Genomic DNA, 21,960 nt, shown 5'->3' with positions numbered 1-21,960 from the left:
TAACCTTTGAAAATCTGTAGATTTTCTATTCTGTGAACTCTTTAATAATTGTTTTTTTATGAAGAATTATTTTGTGACTTTGCTTCTAGTGTTTATCCTTTTTAAGGAATCAGCGAATCTTCGATTTGTGGTTGTAAAAATAAGTGTTTGATTATTGCAAATTGTAATATTTTATTTTGGTTAAAATTACGATTCATTTTAGGTGAACGTTTTCTTATTTATGAAAAAAATTGGTTTATTCTTCGGGAGTTTCAATCCCATTCACATTGGTCATTTGATTTTGGCAAATTATATTATCGAAAATACGGATATGGATGAACTGTGGTTTGTGGTCAGTCCGCAAAATCCGTTTAAAGATAAAAAATCTTTACTGAAAGATCATAACCGTTTAGACATGGTTCAATTGGCGGTAAAGAATTATCCAAAACTGCGTGCTTCAAATGTAGAGTTTTCTTTGCCGATTCCGAGTTATACGATTGATACTTTGACTTATCTTCACGAAAAACATCCGGATTATTCTTTCTCTTTAATTATGGGCGAAGATAATTTAAACGGACTTTCTAAATGGAAAAACTCAGAAACTTTAATTAAAAATCATCATATCATCGTCTATCCAAGAGTTTTTGATGAATCGAAACAAGCGCATGAATATTTACAACACGACAATATCTCTTTAATAAAAGCACCCATCATCGAACTTTCTGCCACCGAAATCCGAAATATGATCAAGGACGGAAAGAACGTACGACCGATGTTGCCACCGGAAGTTTTCGAGTATTTGGATGGAAGTAATTTTTATAAATAATTCGGTGCATAAATATATTCTATGAAGAAAATTTTATTTTTTATTTTACTTTTTAATATTTCATCAATCGTATCAGCTCAAAAAGATTTTTCGTCGCAAACAATTTCAGATAGTGCGATTGTTAGCGATACTACTCAAAATTTAGAGGATCTGAAAAGTCAGGTTTTGGAGATGAAAAAATACGCTACAGATAAATGCAAAATAGATTCTTTAAGAGCAGTTGAAGAAGCGAAATATAATTTGTCATATTCGCTGGCGCTTGCAAATCCTTTACTTGATAATTATTTGTTCGTCGCGGAGAAAGAGTTTATTCAGGTTTTACGCGAAAATAAAATTGGATATGGCGGATATATGGTGGGAAACTATTTTGGGATTCCCGACAATTGTTTTCAGTTAGAAATGAATAGAATTGTTGAAAAACATTTCGGCAAGGACTTTATCGAAAATTTGCAAAGTTCAGCGGTAAAGAAATTTATTAAAAATAATCCAGACCGGATTTTTGAGTTCGAGGAATGTGACACGGAATCCAGGTATTTTGCCGCTAAAAAATACTATGAAATGTTTAAAAAAATAGAATCGGATTATTTTAAAAATTTTAAATATCCGACGAAATTTGTTAACAGAGATTTGAATAATGGGTATTCTGATGTGGAAGTAAATTTTATTTTAGATAAAAATGGCAAAGCTTCCCAGATTCGGGTTGAACTTTCGCTTAAGGAAAAAAAGAATTATATTTACAGTTCGTATTTGATTAATTCTGTGAAGGAATTTATTAATAAATCAAAATGGAAACCCGCTACCTATAAGGGGATTCCTGTAATTAGTAAAATGAACGTTTTAATTTTTTATAAATAATTTTAATGAAAAAAGTTTTTTTGTCTTTTTTAATGTGCCTTAGTTTTTTAGCCTTTTCACAAAGTAAAAATAGCACCAAAAATAAGATTGATCAAAAATTAGTTGGTACCTGGAAAGGCAGCGAAACTGATCAACAAGTTCAAGGAATGACTAAATATTGGGTTCTGACTCGTTTTGCAGACGGAACTTTTTCGATGATGTATGTGACTTCTCGCGATTGTGAGATTAATTCTCAAGTAGAAACAGGGCAATGGTGGGTTGAAAAAGGGGAGTATCACGAATTACATTTCGTGTCAGGAAATACAGATGTTTACACCTATTCTTTTCCAACGAAAAATACGGTTAAATACAAAGTGGTCGATTCTGCCTATGTTGGCGACACTTATGAATTTACGGATACGAAGGTTAATGAAAACGGACAATAATGAATTTTATAGATAATTTTTTTGCAAAATATAGCCAGGAACAAATCATCAAATGGTTTAAGCAAATTTGTGTAGCAGAGGCGATTTCTTGTTTTCTGTTATACTGTATTGCAATGGTTTGGAAGCGTTATGATTCGGAAGGTTTATTACCAACTGTTTTTATTATCATCATCGGGAATATTCACGGATTGTTTTTCACAGGATATTTATTGCTTTTAATTCCGGCCAGAAAAATTTATACTTGGGATGATGAAGATACCGTGTTTGCTTTGCTGTCTGCATTTTTTCCATTCGCCACCATTTGGGTTGATAAAAAGTTAGCGCAGTTTAATCGGGAAGAATAGTTTCATTTTTAAACTTACAATAGATCAAGAGTAGAATTTTCTACTCTTTTTTTTGTCTTAAGATGTAATGTTTCATGGTTTTGGATTGTCTATTAGTAGAATTAAAAATTTGGTTTGTTATTTTTAAGATTGATTATCAATGTGTTAAATATATGAATTAATTTATTTTACTACTTTGTATTGCATAATACTAATAAAAGAACATATCTTTGCATAGCAATATTACTAAAAAAACTAAGAACCAAAATAAAAGAAGGAAGTAAAACTAATATCCCGAACTGATAACCAATTCAAAAACTAATAACCCAACTTCCTTCTTTTTTTTAAAACTTCAAGCCATGAAAAAACTAATCATCTCTCTTTCGCTTCTTACCGGATTTATTGCATTTGCGCAAAAAGGAGAAAAAAAGGACTCTACGAAAGTTAAAGACATCCAAGAAGTTGTGATGACGAAAAAAGTCTTTCAAAAAAAATCAGATCGATTTATTTATGATGTTGCTACTTCTCCTGTTGCAAAAGGAAATACTGCTTTTGGATTGTTGAAAGAAACACCTTTGATTTCATCCACCGACGATAAAACTTTAAGAATTGCGGGAAAATCGAATGCGGTTATTTTCATTGACGGACGGGTAACACAGATGGATGCTGAATCTTTGGTTCAGTTTTTAAAAAATACGCCGGCCGAAAATATTCAAAGAATCGAAGTAATCACGATGCCGGGAAGTGAATATAAAGTAGAATCTTCCGACGGAATTATTAATATTATTCTTAAAAAGAAAAGCAGTAACGGTTTGAATGGAAGTTTGAGAATGAATAACAAACAGAATTATTATAATGCTACAGGCGCCGGTTTAAGTTTGAATTACCGAAAAGATAAGTTAGGAATTAATACCAACATCAACACCAGCGAAAATATTCAGGAGCAATATTATATTTTAAAAAATGGAAACAGCGAGTCAACCAATCGATCAGAAGGAAGAATTTCAGATCCGAATAAAAATTTAGGAGGTTATCTGAATATTGATTATCAGTTGAATGATAAAAACAGTTTGGCTTTAACCTACAATTCTTGGGCGAACAGAAGTTACAATTCTACAGCGAATCTTTTTAATACAACGACAGATTTAGTTAAACAAGAAACAGATTATACCTGGACTAAAAGCAAAGAAGATGCGCGCTCTTATAACAATTCAATGAACTTAAATTATGAATTGAAAACCGATTCTTTGGGAAGTAAATTAAATTTAAATGTAGCCGGATTATTATATAAAAGAGCGCAAAGTGCCAATAACTTCACGATTGCTTCTGACCAATATGGAAACGATAATGGAAATGTCATCAAAATTTATCAGGAACAACCGCAACGCATCAATAATTTTTCAGCAACTGCCGATTATGTTCAGAAGTTTAAAAAAGATTTAACCGTTTCTGTCGGCGGGAATTTTAATAAAACAAAAACTGATAATGATACGAAATACGACACTTACTATTTTGAAGAAGATTTATTGAAAAGCGAACCTAATCATTTTCTGTACGATGAAAATATCTTTGGTGCTTATGTAACCGTAGAAAAAGTGTTTTCTCCAAAGTTCTCGGGTAAGATAGGGGCGCGATATGAGTTGACTCAAAGTGAAGGAAATTCGGATAATGCACAGGATGAAAACCTTCGGAACATTAAAAGAGATTACAATAAACTTCTGCCGTATTTAAGTATGAATTATGCGCTTAATGATCACAATAATCTTTCTTATGCATTCTCCAGCAGAATGAGAAGACCAAGTTTTTGGGAATTGAATCCGGTGAGAAATGTTTTGACAGAATTTAATTATACTCAAAATAATCCCTTCGTAAAAGCGTCTTCCGTTTATTCTCACGAGTTAACTTACATGTACAAAAGTTCGTACTTTTTGATTCTTAGTCATACTTTGACAAAAGATGAAATCACACAAGTTCCTTTGCAAGGAGTGATTAATGGTAAAAACCAATTAAGATATATCAGAACTAATTTCGGAGACAACCAAGAAATGAGTGCAATGGTCGGAATGCAAAAAACTTTCTTCAAAGGTTATTTATCTTCTAATTTCAATATTGGAGTACAAAGAAATATCAATAACGGCAGTTTAAGCCAAGATCCTTTAACCGGAGATATATTCCCGTTGTATGAAAACAATATTAAATCGAATAGTTTATTAATTCAGACGAATAATAATATCCAATTGGATAAAAGTAAAACCTGGTTTTTAGGGATCAATTATTTCTACGTTGACAAACAACAAATCGAATTGGGACAACTTCACAGTTTAATGAGTTTAGATTTAAACGTTAAAAAACTCTGGAATCAATGGACGTTCTCACTTGGACTTGATGATGTTTTAAATACGAATAAAGTAATTATTGAAGATTATCAGAAAAATGGAAATTACAATTACGTGAACCAAAACCAATATAAAAGAGGAGTTGAATTGACGATTGTCTACAACTTTGGAAATCAGAAAGTAAAAAAAGTGAGAACGATTGACAGCGCCGATAAAGAGATTAAATCAAGAACCAAATAGCATTCATATTATTCAATTATATTTTATTTTTTCAAAAAAAATCCACAACGATGATGTTATGGATTTTTGATATTTTGCTTAATCTTGTCAAGGTTTTCAGTTGTTTTTAATAATGGCCATAAGCAGAAAGAATAAGAATAACTTCATTTTTTACTTCGTAAATAAGTCTGTGTTCTTTATTTATTCTTCTTGACCAAAGACCAGAGAGATTATGTTTTAAAGCTTCTGGTTTTCCTGTGCCTGTGTAAGGATGTAGGGTGAGTTCTTCTAAAAATGAGAATATGGTAGCGTCCCATTAACTGTGTAAGTTGAAAAGTTATTCTGAAAAAATTTTGAGCGCTCAAAGCTCAAAACTTTTTCGGAAATAACTTTTTACTATTTTTAAACATTATACAGTTATGATCGACAAAGAAGAATTATTAAACAACAAGGATTTCTACAAATCCTTCAAGACAGGAGAAGATCTAACATCTTTCTTCAAAACTATGCACAAACGAGCGATAGAACACATGCTCGAAGCCGAACTAGATGATCATCTGGACACGGAAAAACATCAGAAAACCAAAGATGGGAACTATCGCAATGGTCATCAAACCAAGAAGATAAAAACCTCTTTTGGTGAAGACGAAATCAAAGTCCCACGCGATCGAGAAAGTAGCTTTCAACCTGCTTTAGTCCCGAAAAGACACAATATTATTGATGGTTTAGAAAACATTATCATCTCTTTTTATGCCAAAGGAATGAGTGTTTCTGATATCGAAGATCAAATCAAGGAAATGTATGATTTTGATGTTTCAACTTCTACAATTTCTAGAATTACCAATGCGGTTTCCAGCGAAATTGTCGCCTGGCAAAACCGACCGTTGGAAGATTTATATCTCATCGTTTGGATGGATGGAATCGTTTTTAAAGTCCGTGAAAACAGCAAGGTCATTAACAAAACCATCTATCTTGCGGTTGGATTACGCCGGGACGGCAAAAAGGAGGTTCTGGGAATGTGGCTTGGAAAAAACGAAAGTTCAAGTTTTTGGATGAGTGTTCTAACCGATATGAAAGCCCGTGGTGTAGAAGATATTTTGATTACCGCAACTGATAACTTGAATGGTTTTACCCAAACAATCCGCAGTGTTTTCCCACAATCTCAAACTCAAATCTGCGTAGTTCATCAGATAAGAAATGCCTGCAAATATGTAGTTTGGAAGGACAGAAAAACTTTTACTGCCGATATGAAGCATATTTACAACGCTCCTACAAAGCAAGCTGCAGAAGCGGCTCTGAATGATTTTGCCGAAAAATGGGAATCGAAATATTCTTACGCCATCAAATCCTGGCGAGACAATTGGGATGAGTTGACCGTGTTTTTTGACTTTCCGGTAGAAATCAGAAAAATCATTTACACCACCAATTTGATTGAAAATCTGAATGGAAAAATCCGAAAATACACCAAAAATAAAATGTCTTTTCCTACTGATGATGCCGTTTTAAAATCTGTTTTTCTGGCATTAAGAGAAGCTACAAAAAAATGGACAATGCCAATAAGAAATTGGGGAATCGTTCTAAATCAATTTATGCTTATATTTGAAGAAAGGCTCAGATTATAAAATCCAAGCCTCAACTTTTTAACTTACACACTTTGCGGGATAGTGTCGAGAATATTTTCTTCAGCACAACTTTGTTTCCTGACTTTTTGTGTAAGGCAATATCTCCTTTTGCCTTGTCGGTGAAATCTAAATAGTAGGACATGCTATAGGCCTAAAAACTCTTTCAAGTTTTCTTTTTTCACTCGAGTTACCTTTCCTTCTTTAGCTTGTTTTTGGCTTTCCAATATTTTCGCAACAAATTCAGGATTATATGGTTTCTCCTTTACTTCAAATTTAATTTTTAGAGCTTTTGCAAACGCTTTTAAAGCATTTGCTTCTTCAGAAGTATTTGGCTCTAAAATATAAATATCTTGTGTTTTCATTTTATTAAATATAATAACAAATATACAAATTTTAGAAAATAAGAAAAGCATAATCTGGTAGATCATTTATTGTCAACTATTTATCTGTGTTTGCCTTAAATAAAGATTTTAATGTCTATTGAGAAAGTGAAGAGTAATTAATCAAAAAAGCCACCGAAATTGAATTCGATGGCTTATGTGTTTGTGGCAAATGTTCTTTTAATTCTTCGGCAAGAAAACCTCTGCCAACATACATCTCGCACTTCCACCACCATTTACTTCAATGGTATTTAAATCGGCATAAATGATTTCACAGTAAGATTCTATTTTTTGAATTTGTTCTGGTGTCAAAGATTGATACGCCGTTTGGCTCATCACCAAAAACTGAGTTCCTTCTTCATTTTGAACTTGAAGCATATTCCCAGCGAACTGATGCATTTGTTCTTCAGAAATTTCAATGACTTCTTTTTCAGTTGATTTAATGACTTCCTGAACTTTTTCTCTTTCCAGTTCATCATCAATACAATCCAGGCAAATCACTACAAATTGTTGCGCAACACACATCATTACATTGGTATGATAAATTGGTAATCTTTGATTTCCTACATTTTGAAACGAATGAAAAACAACTGGCGTATAACCAAATTGATCGCAAAAATCACGGAATAATCCTTCATCTAAACGTAGCGAAACAGAACCGTAAGCAATTTTATAATCGTGATCAAAAATCATACTTCCCGTTCCTTCCAAGAATTTATCTTCATTTTCAGAAGTGGATAAATCGTCGACTTCATTGATTTTAAAACCTTCATTACGAAGCGTATCTAAAATATCTGAACGTCTTTCAACTCTTCGGTTCGGTGCGAACATCGGGTATAAAGCAACTCTTCCATCTTCATGAAAACTCACCCAGTTATTGGGAAAAATAGAATCTGGCGAATGTGGTTCTAAAGTATCTTTAACGGTAATCACCTGAATTCCTTTATCTCGAAGTTTTCCTACAAAATTGTTGAATTCCAAAAGTGCCTTTTCCTGAATATCGGCTTCTTTTTGTTCGACCTGAAAATAGTTGTTTTGTGCAGTTTGAGAATTGTAACCGAAAGCGATCGGTTCTACCATAAGAACGGTATTGGCTGTTTGCATGAATAATAAGTTTTAATGAGGAGTAATCCTTTATCTCACAAAAATACTTAAATTTATAGATAATAAAAAACCCATGTTAGAAATTGCTTGTTTTGAAGTTACTTCCGCAGAAACTGCCTGTGAATCGATGGCAGATCGAATTGAATTCTGTGATAATTTTGAACTCGGGGGCATAACACCCGACTTTTACGAATTTATGCATCTGAAAAGAAATTATAAAACTCCCGTTTACGTAATGATCCGCCCAAAAGGTGGACCTTTCTTTTATTCGGATGATGAATTTCTCCAAATGAAAAACAGCATTATTACTTTTAAAGAAGGTGGAGCAGATGGTTTTGTATTTGGAATTCTAACTTCTCACAATAAAATTGATGAAGCCAGAAATAAACAATTGATCGAATTGGCTGGCGATACACCGTGTACTTTTCACCGGGCTTTTGACCGCACTGAAGATTTAGAAAAATCGATTCAGACTTTAATTAAATTGGGTTTTAAAACCGTTTTAACTTCCGGCGGGAAAAAATCTGCCATGGAAGGAAAAGAAGCGTTGAAATCTTTAGTTCAAAAATATTCTGATAAAATTGAAATCTTAATTGGTGGCGGCGTACGTTCTGAAAATATTTCTGAACTCAAGAAATTTACTGGCGGAACAAGTTTTCATTCCTCCGCAATTTTAAAATATGATACTTTCGTAACTTCAGGTGAAATTAAAAAATTGAAACAGTTGAGTTCTTAGAATCCATTTTTTAAACCATAAAAGTCACAAGTTAAATTATTTTCAAAGTGAAAATTGTGCTTCTGAAAGTTCATAAAATTATTAAATTTCACCATTAAGATTTAATGAAGAAATTAAGTTCATTAAGATTCCTTTCGGAAATTGAACTGCATTGAAAATAATGTTTTCGTGGCATCGAACTAAAAAATTATGTGACTAATTTGGAAAAATAAACCGCAAAAGATACAAAAGCATTCTTCTATTAATTAAGTCAAAAGATTGCAAAATGTAAGTGAAATTATTATTTTACATACATTTTGCAATCTTTTGGTGATCTGTTTTCGCATTACTCTTTTGCCTCTTTTGCGGTAAAAGAATTCTAATATAAAAGATTCTAATTCAAAAATTAATCTCTGACCAAAGGCATTGTTGAACATCTCAACAAACCTCCCATTTTTGAAATCTCACGGTAAGGAATTTCTTCAACGGTCATTCCCCATTCATTTCTCAAGTGATTATTCATTCGGGTAAATGCTTTATCGGAAACTACAATCTCTGGTGAAATCGAGAAAATATTGGGATTCATTTCAAACATTTCTTCATCAGTTACATGGAAACAATTTTCTTCACCGAAAATATCCAGGATTAAGCGATAATCAGTTTCATCAACAAATCCATCTTTATAAATAATACATTTGTCCGTTCCAACGGGATTAAAAGTACAGTCTAAATGTAAAATTCCTTTATAAGGCTCGCGGTCGTTTTTCTTTAATTCAAAATCGAGAATTCTCTTTTTAGGAAAGTATTCTTTAAGAATATTAATGGCATATTCGTTGGTTCTTGCGGTTTTGAAATTACGATAATCTTCAGAAAAACAAGTTCCGATAAAGATGAAGTCATTCCACACGATTACGTCGCCACCTTCGATGTGAGCGGTATCTGGCAGATTAATAATATCTCGCCATTTCACTTTTTCAAAAATTTTGCGATACGCTTCCTGTTCATCTGCACGATCTGCAATAACATTAGAAATAATCATTTTGTCCTCAATAACAAATGCTACGTCTCTGGCGAAAACCTGATTGTAATCTTCGATTATTTCTGGACGAAATACCTGAACATCGTATTTTTTTAATATTTTTTCAAACTCCGTCATCTCATTGATGATATCTTTCTCAGTCGGATAAATTCCTTTTTGAATGGTATCATAAGATTTTGCATCGTAACTTTCCTCTAAAGTGGGAACTGCTCCTAAAGAATTGGGTTGACCTAAAACAACAGATTTAAGTGTTCCTGTCTCATTTTTTATATTGAGTTTCATACGATATTGCTAATTTGAAATTTAAAGAAAGTAATGAATTTTACTTCGTGTTCCTTGATTATAGGATTCGATTTCAAATATAATAAAGATTTTTTTGTCTGTCATCATTTATCTAAGATTTTAATGTCATGAAAACGTGACAAAGAAAATGTTAAAAAGAGCTCTGAAATAGCTTATTTTATTAAAAAATGTTTAAAATATAATAATTCTTGTTAATGTTTAGTTAAAGTTGAAACGAACGGCTTTTTATGAATACTGATTTAGCACTAAATTTGTTTAGTAGATAATCAAATATAAAGTTTTAAATAATTTATGACGATGAGAAATACCTTAAAAAAACTGATTCCATATGCAGTTGTAGGAGTAATGTCTGGTGCCACAACTGTTGGCGCGTTCACTTACTTTAATGTAAAAAACCATGATTCAGATTTTAATTATTTTGCTCCTAAAAATAGCGATGCGAAATATGCCTCTTTCAATATGGCGGGAACAGGCGATGACTTTGTGAAGGCTGCCAAAATGACAGTTCCTGCAGTAGTCAGTATCAAAAACTTTTCTAACAAAAAAACGAGAGGAAGCGATCAGGATATATTTGATCAATTTTTCGGTAATCCATTTGGTAACAGTCCTAGACAACAGCAACCGCCAAAGGATATGCCGACCGGAATGGGTTCGGGCGTTATCATTTCTCCAGATGGTTATATCATTTCAAATAACCACGTAATTGCGGGAGCGACAAAATTAGAAGTTGTTCTTTCTAACAAGAAATCTTATGTTGCGAATTTGGTTGGAACAGATCCAACAACAGATATCGCTCTTTTAAAAATTGAAGAAAAAGGATTGCCTTATCTTAATTTTGCAAACTCAGATAATACAGAAGTTGGACAATGGGTGCTGGCAGTAGGAAATCCGATGGGATTAAATTCTACTGTAACGGCCGGAATTATTTCTGCAAAAGGAAGAAGTATCGATTTACTTAGTCAGCAATCAAAATCACCAATCGAAAGTTTTATACAAACTGATGCGGCAATTAATCCAGGAAACTCTGGTGGAGCTTTGGTAAATCCAAATGGTGAGTTGATCGGAATTAACTCTGCGATATCTTCTAAAACTGGTTATTATGAAGGTTATGGTTTTGCCGTTCCTTCTAATTTAGCAAGAAAAGTTGTTGAAGATATCAAGCAGTTTGGATTGGTCCAAAGAGGGTTTTTGGGCGTAGTGCCATTGGATCTTTCAGATGAGAGAAGTGTTGCTGCTTACAATCAACAGAAAAAAACCAATCTGAAAACTGGTGACGGCGTTTATTTAATTGAAGTTGCCGATAAAGGTGGAGCAGAAGATGCTGGTTTAAGAACTGGTGATATTATTACTAAAGTTGATAACACTGCAGTTTCAAGTTATTACGACCTTTCATTCGCAGTTGGTAGCAAAAGACCTGGTGATAAAGTTGCCGTAACTTATTTAAGAAATGGAAAACTAAATACCATTAACGTAACGTTGAAAGACCAACAAGGTAAAACTTCTTTGAGAAGTAAAGCGGATCTTTCTGTAACTGAAAAAATCGGATCAGAGTTTGAGCCATTGAGCGAGAAATTCAAAACTGATTATGGTTTAACAAGTGGAGTTGTTGCAAGAAATGTTCAAGACGGAAGCGAGATGTCGAAAATCGGTGTTGTAGATAATTACATCGTAATCGAAGTGAATGGGAAACCAGTAAACTCACAGAAAGACATTGAAAAGATTTTACAATCTTATAACGGTAACGTACAAATAAAATATGTTGATGAATACGGTAGAATTACTACCAGAGGATTTAAAATGCCTTAATCATCTTAAAGATTAACAAAGAAACGCAACATTAATTTGTTGCGTTTTTTTTATGGGTTTTTTTAAACCATAAAAGTCACAAAAGTTTTATTCTCAAAATTATTCAAAAGATCGAAAACGGTGACTTTAAAAATATCTCTTTTTTGCTAATTGAAAAAAGCTTTATGATCGTAATTTTTATGAATGGTGCTTTTTTTAACCTTTGTGTCATTGCTTTAGGAACAGTTCTAACACAAAATAATATTGAAGATTCGATCTTAAAACAAGAAACGCAACAAGTAATTTGTTGCGTTTCTTTATTTATTAAGCTTTCGTTGTTGTCGCTTCTTTCTTTCATAGATCACTTCTGTAATCTTTCCGCCCATCCAGGCACAAGGAAAGAAAGTTAGAAAGATTAAGATTTTGTAAAAAGTAGGATGATACGGGAAAATAATAATGTCCAGCATCGCGATGAACAGCAAGATGAAGCCGATTAAAATTGCGTACGCAACTTTGGCATATTTCACGAGTATTGCAGTTACAACTCCCCCAACAGTTGCACCAATTCCCGAAGAAATTAGAAGTGCTACAAAAAAGTAAGGCTTGTACTCCATCGATTTCAAAAGCGTTTCCCAACGTGAAAATGGCGCATATTCATCGTAGGTAATCCACGACGAATTGATTCTTATCCCAATTGAAATAAGGGTTGCTGCCACAGCCAAACCTATGAGAACTGCAAATGTATTTCTTAAAAAGTTCATTTAAAATTGATGTGCGATCATAGATATTTCGATGTCAACATTTCTCGGCAAACAAGATACTTGTACAGTTTCTCTTGCGGGGTAACTTCCTTCAGTAAGATAAGATGCATAGATCTCGTTCATCACTGCAAAATCATCCATATTCTTCAAGAAAATAGTTGCTTTAACTACATTGCTGAAAGTTAATCCTGCTTCTGTAAGAATCGCTTCTAAATTCTTCATCACCTGATGAGTTGCTTTTTCAATGTCTTCTTCTAATTTACCAGTTTCAGAATTGAAAGGGATTTGCCCAGAAATATAAAGGATTCCGTTTGCAAAATTTGCTTGTGCATAAGGTCCAATTGCAGCTGGAGCTTTCGAAGTAGAAATGATTTTTTTCATAGGTAGGTAGTTGTTTTTTTTAAAGTCATATGGAATCGCCTATCTCTATTTGTTTACGGTATTTGATAATGGCGATTTCATAAGATTGATTTTTGGCAAATATAAAACTTAAGTTTAATTCTTTAAAATTTAAAATGGAGCATTTGGTTGAGTGAAACTTCGGTCCTTATATTTCACTGCATCACGCAAGATATTGGCTTTTATTCCAATAAAGAAATCATACACTTTGTACTGCCCATAAGGAATCCAGTTAAAGTTAATGGTGAAACTTCTTTGGTCTCTGGAGAATCCTAACTGAGTAGTTGCAATTTCTTTGGTGACAATATCGTAATATAAGTTTCCGGTGATATTCCAAAATGGAGTTAATTTGATGCTTCCATCAAGTCCCAAAGACGCCACATTATTTCCAAATCGGGTTAAAGTTCGGGTATAACCATATTGTGCATTTACATTTAAAGTCCAGGGTTGTTTGAATCTCGCGTAATTATCTTCATCAAAATAATAATCTTCATTACGGATTTCACCTTTGGCGGTATATTTCTTCGCAAGTTCTTCTTTTTCACCAAAGATCATATCGCTCAATGGATAAGAAAGTTGCGCATTGAAGCCTTGTACGCTGAAATGCCCGAAGTTTTCTGTTCTGATTCCGGTTTCACTTCCTGGTGCAAAAATAATTTGATACGGCTCTAAAGTTAAGTTCGTATTCAGATTCAATTTTTCAAATAAAGTAGTTTGTCCGCTGAAGCTAAATATTGACCATTTGTACTTCGGTGCTGCGAAATTATAATTGGTGTTGAAATTTAAACTTTCAAAAATTTTCAACTTTTTAGTTCCGGTAGAATCTTTTTTAGATTTTATTTTCATTTCTAAATTATTGTTGATTGAGAAACTTAAAGCCTGTACCAAACCTGAATTAGGTGAGCCGATAATTCCACGATCAAAAATAGAGTAGGGCGTCATTTCGCCACGGTCATTATAATAGTTTTTATAATATCCAAAACTTGTTGCTGAGAAATCTGGAGAATAACTGAAACCAATTTGCGGTGTCATCATATGGCGAATTGCCTGAATTGAAGAACCTTTCTTGAAATTCAACATTCCATATAAAACAGTTTGCAAACTCGTACTGGTCGAGAAAGAAGAGTATCCAGCAATTTTATTATTTAAAACATCTTCAACTTTATTAGAAAGCGGACTGTAACTACGAGTCAGTGTTTTCGTTGTTAAAGCATTATCAACATTCGCAGAAACCGAGAACGTGAAATATTTAGCAATCGTGGTATTCGTGCCTAAAGCAATATTGTTTTTAAGTCCCGTTTGCATTTTGTCCCACATCGCTTTTGTAAATAATTCTCCTTCATCTGTTTGAACATAATTGTTTAAATTCAATCCTGTGTTTACCGTAATGTTTTCTAATAAACCTTGTCTGATTCCTGTTTTTGGTTTGAATAAATAAAACTGATTAATCGCCACATTCATGAGTGGAAGTTTTAAATCTGACAATCCAGTTGAGAAATTCTGAGAGTAAGAAGAAGTTCCAGTAATCGTTACGGGTAAAGTCAAGAATCTTTTAACAATACTCACCGTTGAATTCTGTTGAGCGTTGAGGTTGTTTTGATTAAAAGCGTAATTATTATTTACTGTGTTATTGTAGAATTTATTGCTCACCACATCCACTGAAGCTGCGAAAGTAAGGAAAGGATTGGCTTTCGAATCTTGCTGATGTCTCCACGCAATTCGATAAGTTCCTGTTTTTGAATAGTCATCAAGTCCTTTAATTCCCCGAACGGTTGTCCCAATATCTGCCGAGAAATTCCCAGTGTATTTATAATTCTTCTTATAATTGACTTCTGGTTTTAAATTCCAGCTTCCTTTGGTATAGAAATCTGTCAAAATCTTTAAATCAAAATGTTCGCCGATTGGTTGGTAATATCCTAATCCATTCAGAAAGAAACCAACATCTTCTCTTTCCCCAAAACTCGGAATTAAAATCCCAGCACTTCTTTTATCGGAAAAAGGCAAAATAGCAAAAGGCATGATCAAAGGCGTCGGAACCTGTTCAATATACATTTGAATCGGACCCGTAATTACCTGTGATTTGTTTTTTCCTTTAATTAATTTAATGTTCGGTGCGAGTAAATAGTAATCGGCAATCGTATCTTTTTTCTTAATGAAATATTCATCGGTCGTATATTTTCCTCTTTTCATAAAGAAGACCGAATCGTTGTATTTCTTGGTTTTTTCAGCAACGATTACGCCTTCACTTTCTTCAGTTCGGGCATTAAAAGCAATGGCTTGGCGGGTTTTGATGTTGTAGGTAAACTCATCGTATTCGTAAGTTTTACCACCTTGGATGGCAACTGCGGGTTTTATGATTTTCCCCAAAGAATCGAGTTCTCCTCTTGCAAAGACTAAAGACTTGTCCCAATCGATCGAAATATAATCGGCATCGATGGTCATGTCCTGATATTTCACCTGTGCATTTTTGTTCAGGTAAGTCATCTTTTTTGGGATGTCGTTTCTGATGCGTTCGGCTTTAGTTTTCACCACCGCTTCCAGCTGTTCTTTCTTCAGGATAACCGTGTCAGATTTAGATACAGTATCATTAACTATCTTATTTCCAGTCAAATTTTGAGCATGCAGATGTGCTAAAAAATTGTTAAAAATTAGGATAATTAAAATTTGTAGTATATTTTTGAAGCCAGTTTTGACCAAAGCGCTTTATCTATTATATATATTGCCGTCAAAATTAATATAATTTTTAAAATTTACCGATGATTACCGATAGTTTTTCTTTTAAAAAGTACTTATTTCTTTTATTTTCCTTAATATTCATACTTCCCAACGCTCAAAAAAAATTCACTATTGTTCTGGATGCGGGCCACGGCGGAAGTGATATAGGAACAAACAGGCGGTACGATGATTTGGGAACTGTAAGAGAAAAAGATATTACTTTAGCAATTACACTCAAATTGGGGAGAATGCTCGAGAAGAATAAAGATTACAAAGTGATTTATACCAGAAAAATTGACGAATTTCCATCTTTAACCGAGCGTACAACTTTGGCAAACCGCAGTAAAGCAGACTTGTTTTTGTCCATACACGTGAATGCTTCTCCAACGACATCAACAGCAACTCAAGGAACTGAAACCTTTATCCAGGGTCCGAATCAGAATAAAAAAAATCTGGAAGTGGCTAAGGCAGAGAATGACGTAATTTATCTGGATGAAAGAGACCGCGAAACATTTGCATCTTATGATCCTAAGTCTCCAGAATCTCTGATTGCCCTAAAAATTCAGCAAAGTAAATATTTAGAGAGTAGTTTGCTCATCGGAAGTATGGTAGAAGACAATTTTGCCACGAAAGACAAAAGAAATTCCCGTGGAATAAAACAAGCCGATTTACACGTTCTAAGGATGAATGCAATGCCATCTGTTTTGATAGAAACTGGTTTTGTCAATAATTATGATGAAGCAAAATACTTGTCTTCAGATATAGGACAAACTGATATTGCAGAAAGTATTTACGATGCAATCACGAAGTATAGAAAGGCGATGGAGCGAAATGGAAGTGTAGCAAACTCGCCAAGAGAACCAGAGAAGCCAGCTGAGGTTGCTTTGAAAAATGATTTCAGAATTTTATTGATGTCTTCGCCTGTTAAATATAACAGCGGTGATCCAGCTTTAAAAGGCCTTAATTACGTTCTTCCAATAAAAGACAACGATTTGTACAAGTATTACTATAGTGTGACTAATATGGCCTCTGTTAGAGATAGTAATTTAAAAACTGCAAAAGATGCAGGATTTAAAAATGCAACGTCGATATCGTTTATACCCAATCAAAAATTAGGAATTGGTTATTATACCTTAGAAGTGGCGGTTAGCGATCAAAAATTAAGTTCAAACTCCAGTTTGCTCAATACTTTAAAAGATGTAAACCGTAACAAGGAAAAAGGGAAGTTCTACTATACCTATGGCAAGTTTACCAGTTTAGAAGAGGCTGTGAAAACTCAAAAAGAGCTTGATGAGAAAGGGATTAATAATACTGTGATTCAAAAAGTTTCAAGATAATTTTGAAAAAGAGTTGCGGGATAAAAATTTAATTTCTACTTTTGCAGTCCTCAAAGCAAAGGCCTATTCGTCTAGTGGTAAGGACTCAAGATTTTCAGTCTTGCAACAGGGGTTCGATTCCCTTATAGGCTACTAAAGATGAAAGTTTTTGAAAAGTTTATTAAAAAAGATTTTGTAATTAAAAAAAGATTATTATCTTTGCACCCAAGTTTTAAGAAGATATGGCAAATCATAAATCAGCTCTGAAAAGAATCAGACAAAGCGAAAAGAGAAGAGTAATAAACAGATACTACCACAAGACTGCTAGAACAGTTTTGAAAGTATTAAGAAATGAAGAAGATAAAGCTGCAGCAACTTTACAATTGCCATCAGTAATCTCTTTGTTAGACAAGTTGGTGAAGAAAAACATCATCCACAAAAATAAGGCAGCAAACCTTAAAAGTAAGTTGACAAAGCACGTTAATAAATTAGCGTAATTATATAAAAAAAACAAAGACGCACTGGCCCGTTCGTCTATCGGTTAGGACCTCAGGTTTTCATCCTGGTAAGAGGGGTTCGACTCCCCTACGGGCTACCAAACTTCCGAATTAATTTTCGGAAGTTTTTTTATCTCTCCTTTTGAAACGTTTATTGTAACTGAATTTATAAAGTATCTTTGGATCAGTATCAAAAGTTGGGGACTAAGCAAAAAGTTTAGATAATCTGAACAAGAAAAATGTTTTGTCTTTTACACCTCGAAGTTGTAATCTGAAGTTTTTTATTTTCGCATTAAAAGATTCTGCAGAAGCATTTGTGCTTCTCTGATCAAAATAATTGAGAATATCATTGTAATGATTCATAATGGTTTTCATGAGTACTGAAAATGATTTAAAGCCCGATTCTTCTACCTTTTTGAACCAATGTGCTAATTTGAGCATTGCGACGGACTTTTGAATATTTTGATTGTAAATTTTTCTCAGCCCATCAGATAAATGATAGGCTTTTTCTAAGTCGGGATAGTGCGAGAATAATATGTCCGCTCTTTGGTTTTGGCTTGGTGTCCACTTTTCTTTGGTTTTGTAGAGTAAATATCGGCTCCTTGCCAAGAGTTGCTTTCTGGTATCACCATTTTCAAAAACTTCAATTTCCGGCTTCTTCTTTCTCTCTTTTGCCTCGGTTAGTAAAGTGTTTTCCAAATCAATGGCTTCCCATCGATGTTGTATTCTGAGGTTCTGCAATGCTTCTGTGGCGAGCTTTTGAACATGAAAGCGGTCAATAACCTGCACGGCATTGGGGAAACATCTTTTAGCAATGAGTTTCATTGAACCTGCCATATCGAGTGTGATCTCTTTAACTTTCTGTCGGAGTTTTCTACTGATTTTCAGAATTTGTTCAATGACTTTATCACTCTGAGTTCCTTTAATAATGGCTACGATACTTCCTTTTCTGCCCTTTGCTTTTTTGGAGGTAAGAACAGTGTACAATTCCCCGTCAGAAAGAGCGACTTCATCTAAAGAAAGCTGGTCAGAGAGGTTTTCAGAATATAAGATCCAGTCTGCAGCATGTTCTTTCTGATCCCAATCTTTAAAGTCGCTAATGCTTTTTATATTGTCGTTGAAATTTTCTTCCATTCACGCCATACATTTCTGCGATGGTTTTACAAGGAAGTGCTTTAGTATCGGCTGATTTTTTTTAAGAACTCTGCAAAATCCTGTGTCATGCGAGTTCCTTTAGCGATGAGATTCCAATCTCTTTGAATAATGTCTCCCGATTTCACATCTGTCCATCTTCGGCGTTTGATATGGAGTTTTACAGACTTTCCACGCAGCGGAAAATCATCTACCGTTATTTCGGGCAGAAAACCCTTTGATTGCAAAGTAAGGGACGTAAATTCTTTGGGAATCGTATTTTTTTCTTCAAAATAAAGATGCACAACTTTATTTATTTCTTCAAATTTCACAATTTTAAAATGATCAATTAAAAATTCAGGTAGTAAAAATTTGAGAACTTCTTTTTCGTTTAGCATCTAACAAAATTATCAAATTTATTCTTTCTCCCCAAGTTTTGAGATTGATCCGTATCTTTTCAGAAAAATAAAGATATCCACTTTTATAGTTGAAAATTATTTTATTTAAAAAAGATTGTTATCTTTGCACCCAAGTTTTTAGAAGATATGGCAAATCATAAATCAGCTCTGAAAAGAATCAGACAAAGCGAAAAGAGAAGAGTAATAAACAGATACTACCACAAGACTGCTAGAACGGTTTTGAAAGTATTAAGAAATGAGGAAGATAAAACTGCAGCAACTTTACAATTGCCATCAGTAATCTCTTTGTTAGACAAGTTGGTGAAGAAAAACATCATCCACAAAAATAAGGCAGCAAACCTTAAAAGTAAGTTGACAAAGCACGTTAATAAATTAGCGTAATTATATAAAAAACAAAGACGCACTGGCCCGTTCGTCTATCGGTTAGGACCTCAGGTTTTCATCCTGGTAAGAGGGGTTCGACTCCCCTACGGGCTACCAAACTTCCGAAATTAATTTTTCGGAAGTTTTTTTATGTCTTGTTTCGAAGGACTGATAGTGCTGTTATGAAGAAAACCATCTATCAAAAAAAACTAAATGTGACTTTGTCGGATTTATAATTATCCATTCTGTGTAGGTTGATATAATTCATAAGTTAACAAAGACTTTGAAATATTGTAATATCTTGTACTTATATACTCAAATCGAGAAACGAAAGGCTTATTGTCAGCTTTGATTAAATTAATTTTTCTCAAGAAATAGTATTATATTTACGAAATAACTACCTAGTTCACAACTATGAATAAAATTTTATTCTTTTTTCTACTAATCTTCAATATTTTTTCTTTTGGTCAGGATACGAGTTTTAACGTCCTTTTAAAATTAGATAATGATGACACTTATTTGTTAAAAGGGAAGACAACAATGATATTTGGATAAAGCAAATAGTTCAGAGTAAAAAGAAAAAATTAAAAAATGGAAAAATGATAACCATAAAAGGTTCTGAATTTATGGAATTGTTAAATTGTGATTGTGAAAATATAATGATTGAAAATTTAACGCTAAATACGGAGAAGATAAAAATTAGACCTCGCACTCTTGAAGAAATTATTTACGACTATAATTGTCATAATGTTCACTATAATCCAATTGGTGAAATCGAAGGGTTTAATTATCAAATGTCCGCTATTAAGCAAGTAGGACGTTATTTTGATGTTTGGATCAGATGTGAAGCTAAAGATTCTGAGATTGATCCACATGCTGTAATCTCTGTTTTTAATTCTAAAACAGGTAAGAGCAAAGAAGTCTTGATGTCAGATGTGAAAATTGTGAAAGCATTCACTATAGAAAAGGTCAGAGTTGATTGTGCTGCGAAAAGAACAGGTACCATTGTTGTTTTTACATACGTAAAAGAAAGTGGTCAATTAAGCACTAATTTTTTGCCAGTATATTATGATGAGCACGCACTTCGACCTCTCGAATTTGAAAGGCAAAAACTAATATATAATAATGTCTGTATTCGATAAAATTTAAGTCGAATTTTATTGAATCATTAAACAAGCAAATCTAAAAGTAATACAAGGGAGGAAAAGATTAACAAAATTTCTATTGTAGGTCAGAACCGACAGCTGAGAAAGATGAAAATCAGATTATTTGGTTAACTTTCTTTCATTGGTATTAATTAGAGCTCCTCTTTAATTTCACTAGCCGTAATATTCTTCTCTTCCAGTGATTCCTGATACAATTTCTCTGCGCTCCATTTAGCATGCCTCGACGGAACTATTTTAAATCCTTTGTTCCGAGAGTATACTTTGGTGAATTCCGCGCCAAAAAAGATGAGCATGCAAGAGTAATTAATCCACATCATAATTAAAACGATTGTTCCCGCAGCACCAAACGCTGAGGTGGGTTTCAGTTCTGAAAAGTAAAGACTGAGTAGAAATTTACCGATGGTAAAAAGAATCGCCGTTAGAAATGCGCCTGGCCAAACTGCTTTCCAGGAGATTTCTGCATCCGGAAGAACCTTAAACATAAAAGCAAATACCAATACCACCAGAAAAAATCCAAATAGGTAATTTACCGTTTCCATTAAAACATAGGTTTCTACGCCTAATTGGTACATGATGAAATTATTCAGCAAACTAATCGCTGAGGAAAGAACCATGGTTATCATTAGTAAAAAACCAATCACGACAATCATACCTAATGAATTGGCGCGGTCGAGTAGAAATTTAATAATTGCTTTTTTAGGTGTGGCTTCTACGTCCCAAAGTTTATTTAAAGATTTCTGGAGTTGAAAGAAAACCGTTGTTCCACCGAAGACTAAGGAACCTACGCCTAATGTTTTCATGAAGATGTTCTGTTTATCAATTAGTGCTCCTGCAATCATATCCTGAATGCTGGTCGCAGCCTCTTCCCCCATTATACTATTGATATGATTCGTGATCTCACCGCGAATGGCTTCTTCACCGAAAAAGTGTCCCGCAATCCAAATAATGATAATTAATAATCCCGGAATCGAGAAAATGGCATAATACGCCAAACTCGCCGAGTCTTTCGTCGCTGTAGAATTATTCCACTCGGTAAATGTCTCCTTTAAAGTCTTCCAAAAAAAAGATAATTTTTTCATTCCGTACATATTAAAAAATTACATTAAAATAAACATTGATTTTTTTTACCACAATCGAAGATTCGCTGATTCCTTAAAAGGAATAAAAAGAAGAAGCAAAAGTCGCAAAAGAATAGTTCAATAAATAATTGATAGCAGTTTGAAAAAGTGAAAATCTATTTGATTTTCAAAGTTTTTGTGTTCTTTATAAAATGTGATTTTAA

At 33.6% G+C, this 21,960-nt stretch carries 21 protein-coding genes, 3 tRNA genes and 1 pseudogene; 15 read left to right on the top strand and 10 right to left on the bottom strand.

The window, feature by feature from the left end:
- Positions 1-220 precede the first annotated feature (220 nt).
- From nadD to Q73A0000_RS10845, 5 genes are all read left to right on the top strand, one after another.
- Positions 221-805 carry a nicotinate (nicotinamide) nucleotide adenylyltransferase gene (gene nadD / locus Q73A0000_RS10865; RefSeq protein ID WP_193810982.1) on the top strand — a complete coding sequence of 195 codons (585 nt, stop codon included), beginning with the start codon at positions 221-223 and terminating at the stop codon, positions 803-805.
- Between the two features lie 21 nt (positions 806-826).
- The gene (locus tag Q73A0000_RS10860) at positions 827-1,660 is read left to right on the top strand and encodes an energy transducer TonB (protein WP_193810981.1); all 834 of its coding nucleotides are present in this window, start codon (positions 827-829) and stop codon (positions 1,658-1,660) included.
- 5 nt (positions 1,661-1,665) lie between these two features.
- Positions 1,666-2,085 carry a hypothetical protein gene (locus Q73A0000_RS10855; protein WP_193810980.1) on the top strand — a complete coding sequence of 140 codons (420 nt, stop codon included), beginning with the start codon at positions 1,666-1,668 and terminating at the stop codon, positions 2,083-2,085.
- On the top strand, positions 2,085-2,429 hold the full coding sequence (locus tag Q73A0000_RS10850) for a DUF3817 domain-containing protein (protein WP_193810979.1): 345 nt from the start codon (positions 2,085-2,087) through the stop codon (positions 2,427-2,429). The genes Q73A0000_RS10855 and Q73A0000_RS10850 overlap by 1 nt, the downstream gene beginning before the upstream one ends.
- Before the next feature lie 338 nt (positions 2,430-2,767).
- Positions 2,768-4,984, top strand: a complete 2,217-nt coding sequence (locus tag Q73A0000_RS10845; protein WP_193810978.1) for an outer membrane beta-barrel family protein — start codon at positions 2,768-2,770, stop codon at positions 4,982-4,984.
- Positions 4,985-5,090: 106 nt separating this feature from the next.
- Here the strand turns inward: Q73A0000_RS10845 and Q73A0000_RS10840 are convergent, their stop codons facing one another.
- Complete coding sequence (locus Q73A0000_RS10840; RefSeq protein WP_193813703.1) at positions 5,091-5,267, bottom strand: Txe/YoeB family addiction module toxin; 177 nt, start codon at positions 5,265-5,267, stop codon at positions 5,091-5,093.
- Between the two features lie 115 nt (positions 5,268-5,382).
- On the opposite strand from Q73A0000_RS10840, the gene Q73A0000_RS10835 reads away from it, so the two are divergent.
- Positions 5,383-6,585, top strand: coding sequence for an IS256 family transposase (locus Q73A0000_RS10835; protein ID WP_193810977.1), 1,203 nt, complete (start codon positions 5,383-5,385; stop codon positions 6,583-6,585).
- Positions 6,586-6,728: 143 nt separating this feature from the next.
- On the opposite strand, the gene Q73A0000_RS10830 is transcribed toward Q73A0000_RS10835, so the two are convergent.
- Both Q73A0000_RS10830 and ctlX read right to left on the bottom strand, forming a co-directional pair.
- Positions 6,729-6,947 (bottom strand): DUF2683 family protein, encoded by a 219-nt coding sequence (locus Q73A0000_RS10830; RefSeq protein ID WP_193810976.1) that lies wholly within the window; start codon positions 6,945-6,947, stop codon positions 6,729-6,731.
- A gap of 198 nt (positions 6,948-7,145) precedes the next feature.
- The gene (gene ctlX, locus Q73A0000_RS10825) at positions 7,146-8,069 is read right to left on the bottom strand and encodes a citrulline utilization hydrolase CtlX (protein ID WP_193810975.1); all 924 of its coding nucleotides are present in this window, start codon (positions 8,067-8,069) and stop codon (positions 7,146-7,148) included.
- Positions 8,070-8,142: 73 nt separating this feature from the next.
- Between ctlX and Q73A0000_RS10820 the strand changes: the two genes are divergently transcribed.
- The gene (locus Q73A0000_RS10820) at positions 8,143-8,805 is read left to right on the top strand and encodes a copper homeostasis protein CutC (protein WP_193810974.1); all 663 of its coding nucleotides are present in this window, start codon (positions 8,143-8,145) and stop codon (positions 8,803-8,805) included.
- Positions 8,806-9,190: 385 nt separating this feature from the next.
- On the opposite strand, the gene Q73A0000_RS10815 is transcribed toward Q73A0000_RS10820, so the two are convergent.
- Positions 9,191-10,105, bottom strand: coding sequence for a dimethylarginine dimethylaminohydrolase family protein (locus Q73A0000_RS10815; protein WP_193810973.1), 915 nt, complete (start codon positions 10,103-10,105; stop codon positions 9,191-9,193).
- A gap of 318 nt (positions 10,106-10,423) precedes the next feature.
- Here Q73A0000_RS10815 and Q73A0000_RS10810 point away from each other — a divergent pair, with 318 nt between their 5' ends.
- Positions 10,424-11,932: a trypsin-like peptidase domain-containing protein gene (locus Q73A0000_RS10810; RefSeq protein ID WP_193810972.1), complete on the top strand. Its 1,509-nt coding sequence runs from the start codon at positions 10,424-10,426 to the stop codon at positions 11,930-11,932.
- Between the two features lie 296 nt (positions 11,933-12,228).
- On the opposite strand, the gene Q73A0000_RS10805 is transcribed toward Q73A0000_RS10810, so the two are convergent.
- The 3 genes from Q73A0000_RS10805 to Q73A0000_RS10795 form a co-directional block, all read right to left on the bottom strand.
- On the bottom strand, positions 12,229-12,672 hold the full coding sequence (locus Q73A0000_RS10805; RefSeq protein WP_193810971.1) for a hypothetical protein: 444 nt from the start codon (positions 12,670-12,672) through the stop codon (positions 12,229-12,231).
- Positions 12,673-13,053, bottom strand: a complete 381-nt coding sequence (locus Q73A0000_RS10800; RefSeq protein WP_193810970.1) for a RidA family protein — start codon at positions 13,051-13,053, stop codon at positions 12,673-12,675. It abuts the gene before it with no gap.
- A 129-nt stretch (positions 13,054-13,182) separates the two neighbouring features.
- Positions 13,183-15,768: a putative LPS assembly protein LptD gene (locus Q73A0000_RS10795; RefSeq protein WP_193810969.1), complete on the bottom strand. Its 2,586-nt coding sequence runs from the start codon at positions 15,766-15,768 to the stop codon at positions 13,183-13,185.
- A gap of 59 nt (positions 15,769-15,827) precedes the next feature.
- Here Q73A0000_RS10795 and Q73A0000_RS10790 point away from each other — a divergent pair, with 59 nt between their 5' ends.
- The 4 genes from Q73A0000_RS10790 (at position 15,828) to Q73A0000_RS10775 (ending at position 17,700) form a co-directional block, all read left to right on the top strand.
- Positions 15,828-17,123 carry an N-acetylmuramoyl-L-alanine amidase gene (locus Q73A0000_RS10790; RefSeq protein ID WP_193810968.1) on the top strand — a complete coding sequence of 432 codons (1,296 nt, stop codon included), beginning with the start codon at positions 15,828-15,830 and terminating at the stop codon, positions 17,121-17,123.
- Positions 17,124-17,183: 60 nt separating this feature from the next.
- Positions 17,184-17,255, top strand: a tRNA-Glu gene (locus tag Q73A0000_RS10785).
- Between the two features lie 89 nt (positions 17,256-17,344).
- Positions 17,345-17,599, top strand: coding sequence for a 30S ribosomal protein S20 (gene rpsT, locus Q73A0000_RS10780; RefSeq protein WP_133438901.1), 255 nt, complete (start codon positions 17,345-17,347; stop codon positions 17,597-17,599).
- A gap of 26 nt (positions 17,600-17,625) precedes the next feature.
- Positions 17,626-17,700: transfer RNA gene (locus tag Q73A0000_RS10775), tRNA-Glu, on the top strand.
- A 103-nt stretch (positions 17,701-17,803) separates the two neighbouring features.
- Here Q73A0000_RS10775 and Q73A0000_RS10770 read toward each other — a convergent pair.
- A pseudogene (locus Q73A0000_RS10770) lies at positions 17,804-18,746 on the bottom strand (ISL3 family transposase).
- A gap of 28 nt (positions 18,747-18,774) precedes the next feature.
- Entirely contained in the window at positions 18,775-19,128 is a 354-nt protein-coding gene (locus tag Q73A0000_RS10765) for a transposase (RefSeq protein WP_193810967.1), read from the bottom strand.
- 147 nt (positions 19,129-19,275) lie between these two features.
- On the opposite strand from Q73A0000_RS10765, the gene rpsT (Q73A0000_RS10760) reads away from it, so the two are divergent.
- The 3 genes from rpsT (Q73A0000_RS10760) (at position 19,276) to Q73A0000_RS10750 (ending at position 20,654) form a co-directional block, all read left to right on the top strand.
- On the top strand, positions 19,276-19,530 hold the full coding sequence (rpsT, locus tag Q73A0000_RS10760; protein ID WP_193810966.1) for a 30S ribosomal protein S20: 255 nt from the start codon (positions 19,276-19,278) through the stop codon (positions 19,528-19,530).
- Positions 19,531-19,554: 24 nt separating this feature from the next.
- Positions 19,555-19,629: transfer RNA gene (locus Q73A0000_RS10755), tRNA-Glu, on the top strand.
- Positions 19,630-20,111: 482 nt separating this feature from the next.
- Positions 20,112-20,654, top strand: a complete 543-nt coding sequence (locus Q73A0000_RS10750) for a hypothetical protein (RefSeq protein ID WP_193810965.1) — start codon at positions 20,112-20,114, stop codon at positions 20,652-20,654.
- Between the two features lie 155 nt (positions 20,655-20,809).
- Here Q73A0000_RS10750 and Q73A0000_RS10745 read toward each other — a convergent pair whose 3' ends face one another.
- Entirely contained in the window at positions 20,810-21,766 is a 957-nt protein-coding gene (locus tag Q73A0000_RS10745; protein WP_410504112.1) for a YihY/virulence factor BrkB family protein, read from the bottom strand.
- Positions 21,767-21,960: the final 194 nt, after the last annotated feature.

This window comes from Kaistella flava (ex Peng et al. 2021) (assembly GCF_015191005.1).
Taxonomy (GTDB): Bacteria; Bacteroidota; Bacteroidia; order Flavobacteriales; family Weeksellaceae; genus Kaistella; species Kaistella flava.
The sequence above is the reverse complement of the archived record's forward strand: the minus strand, read 5'-3'. Positions and strand labels throughout refer to the sequence as shown.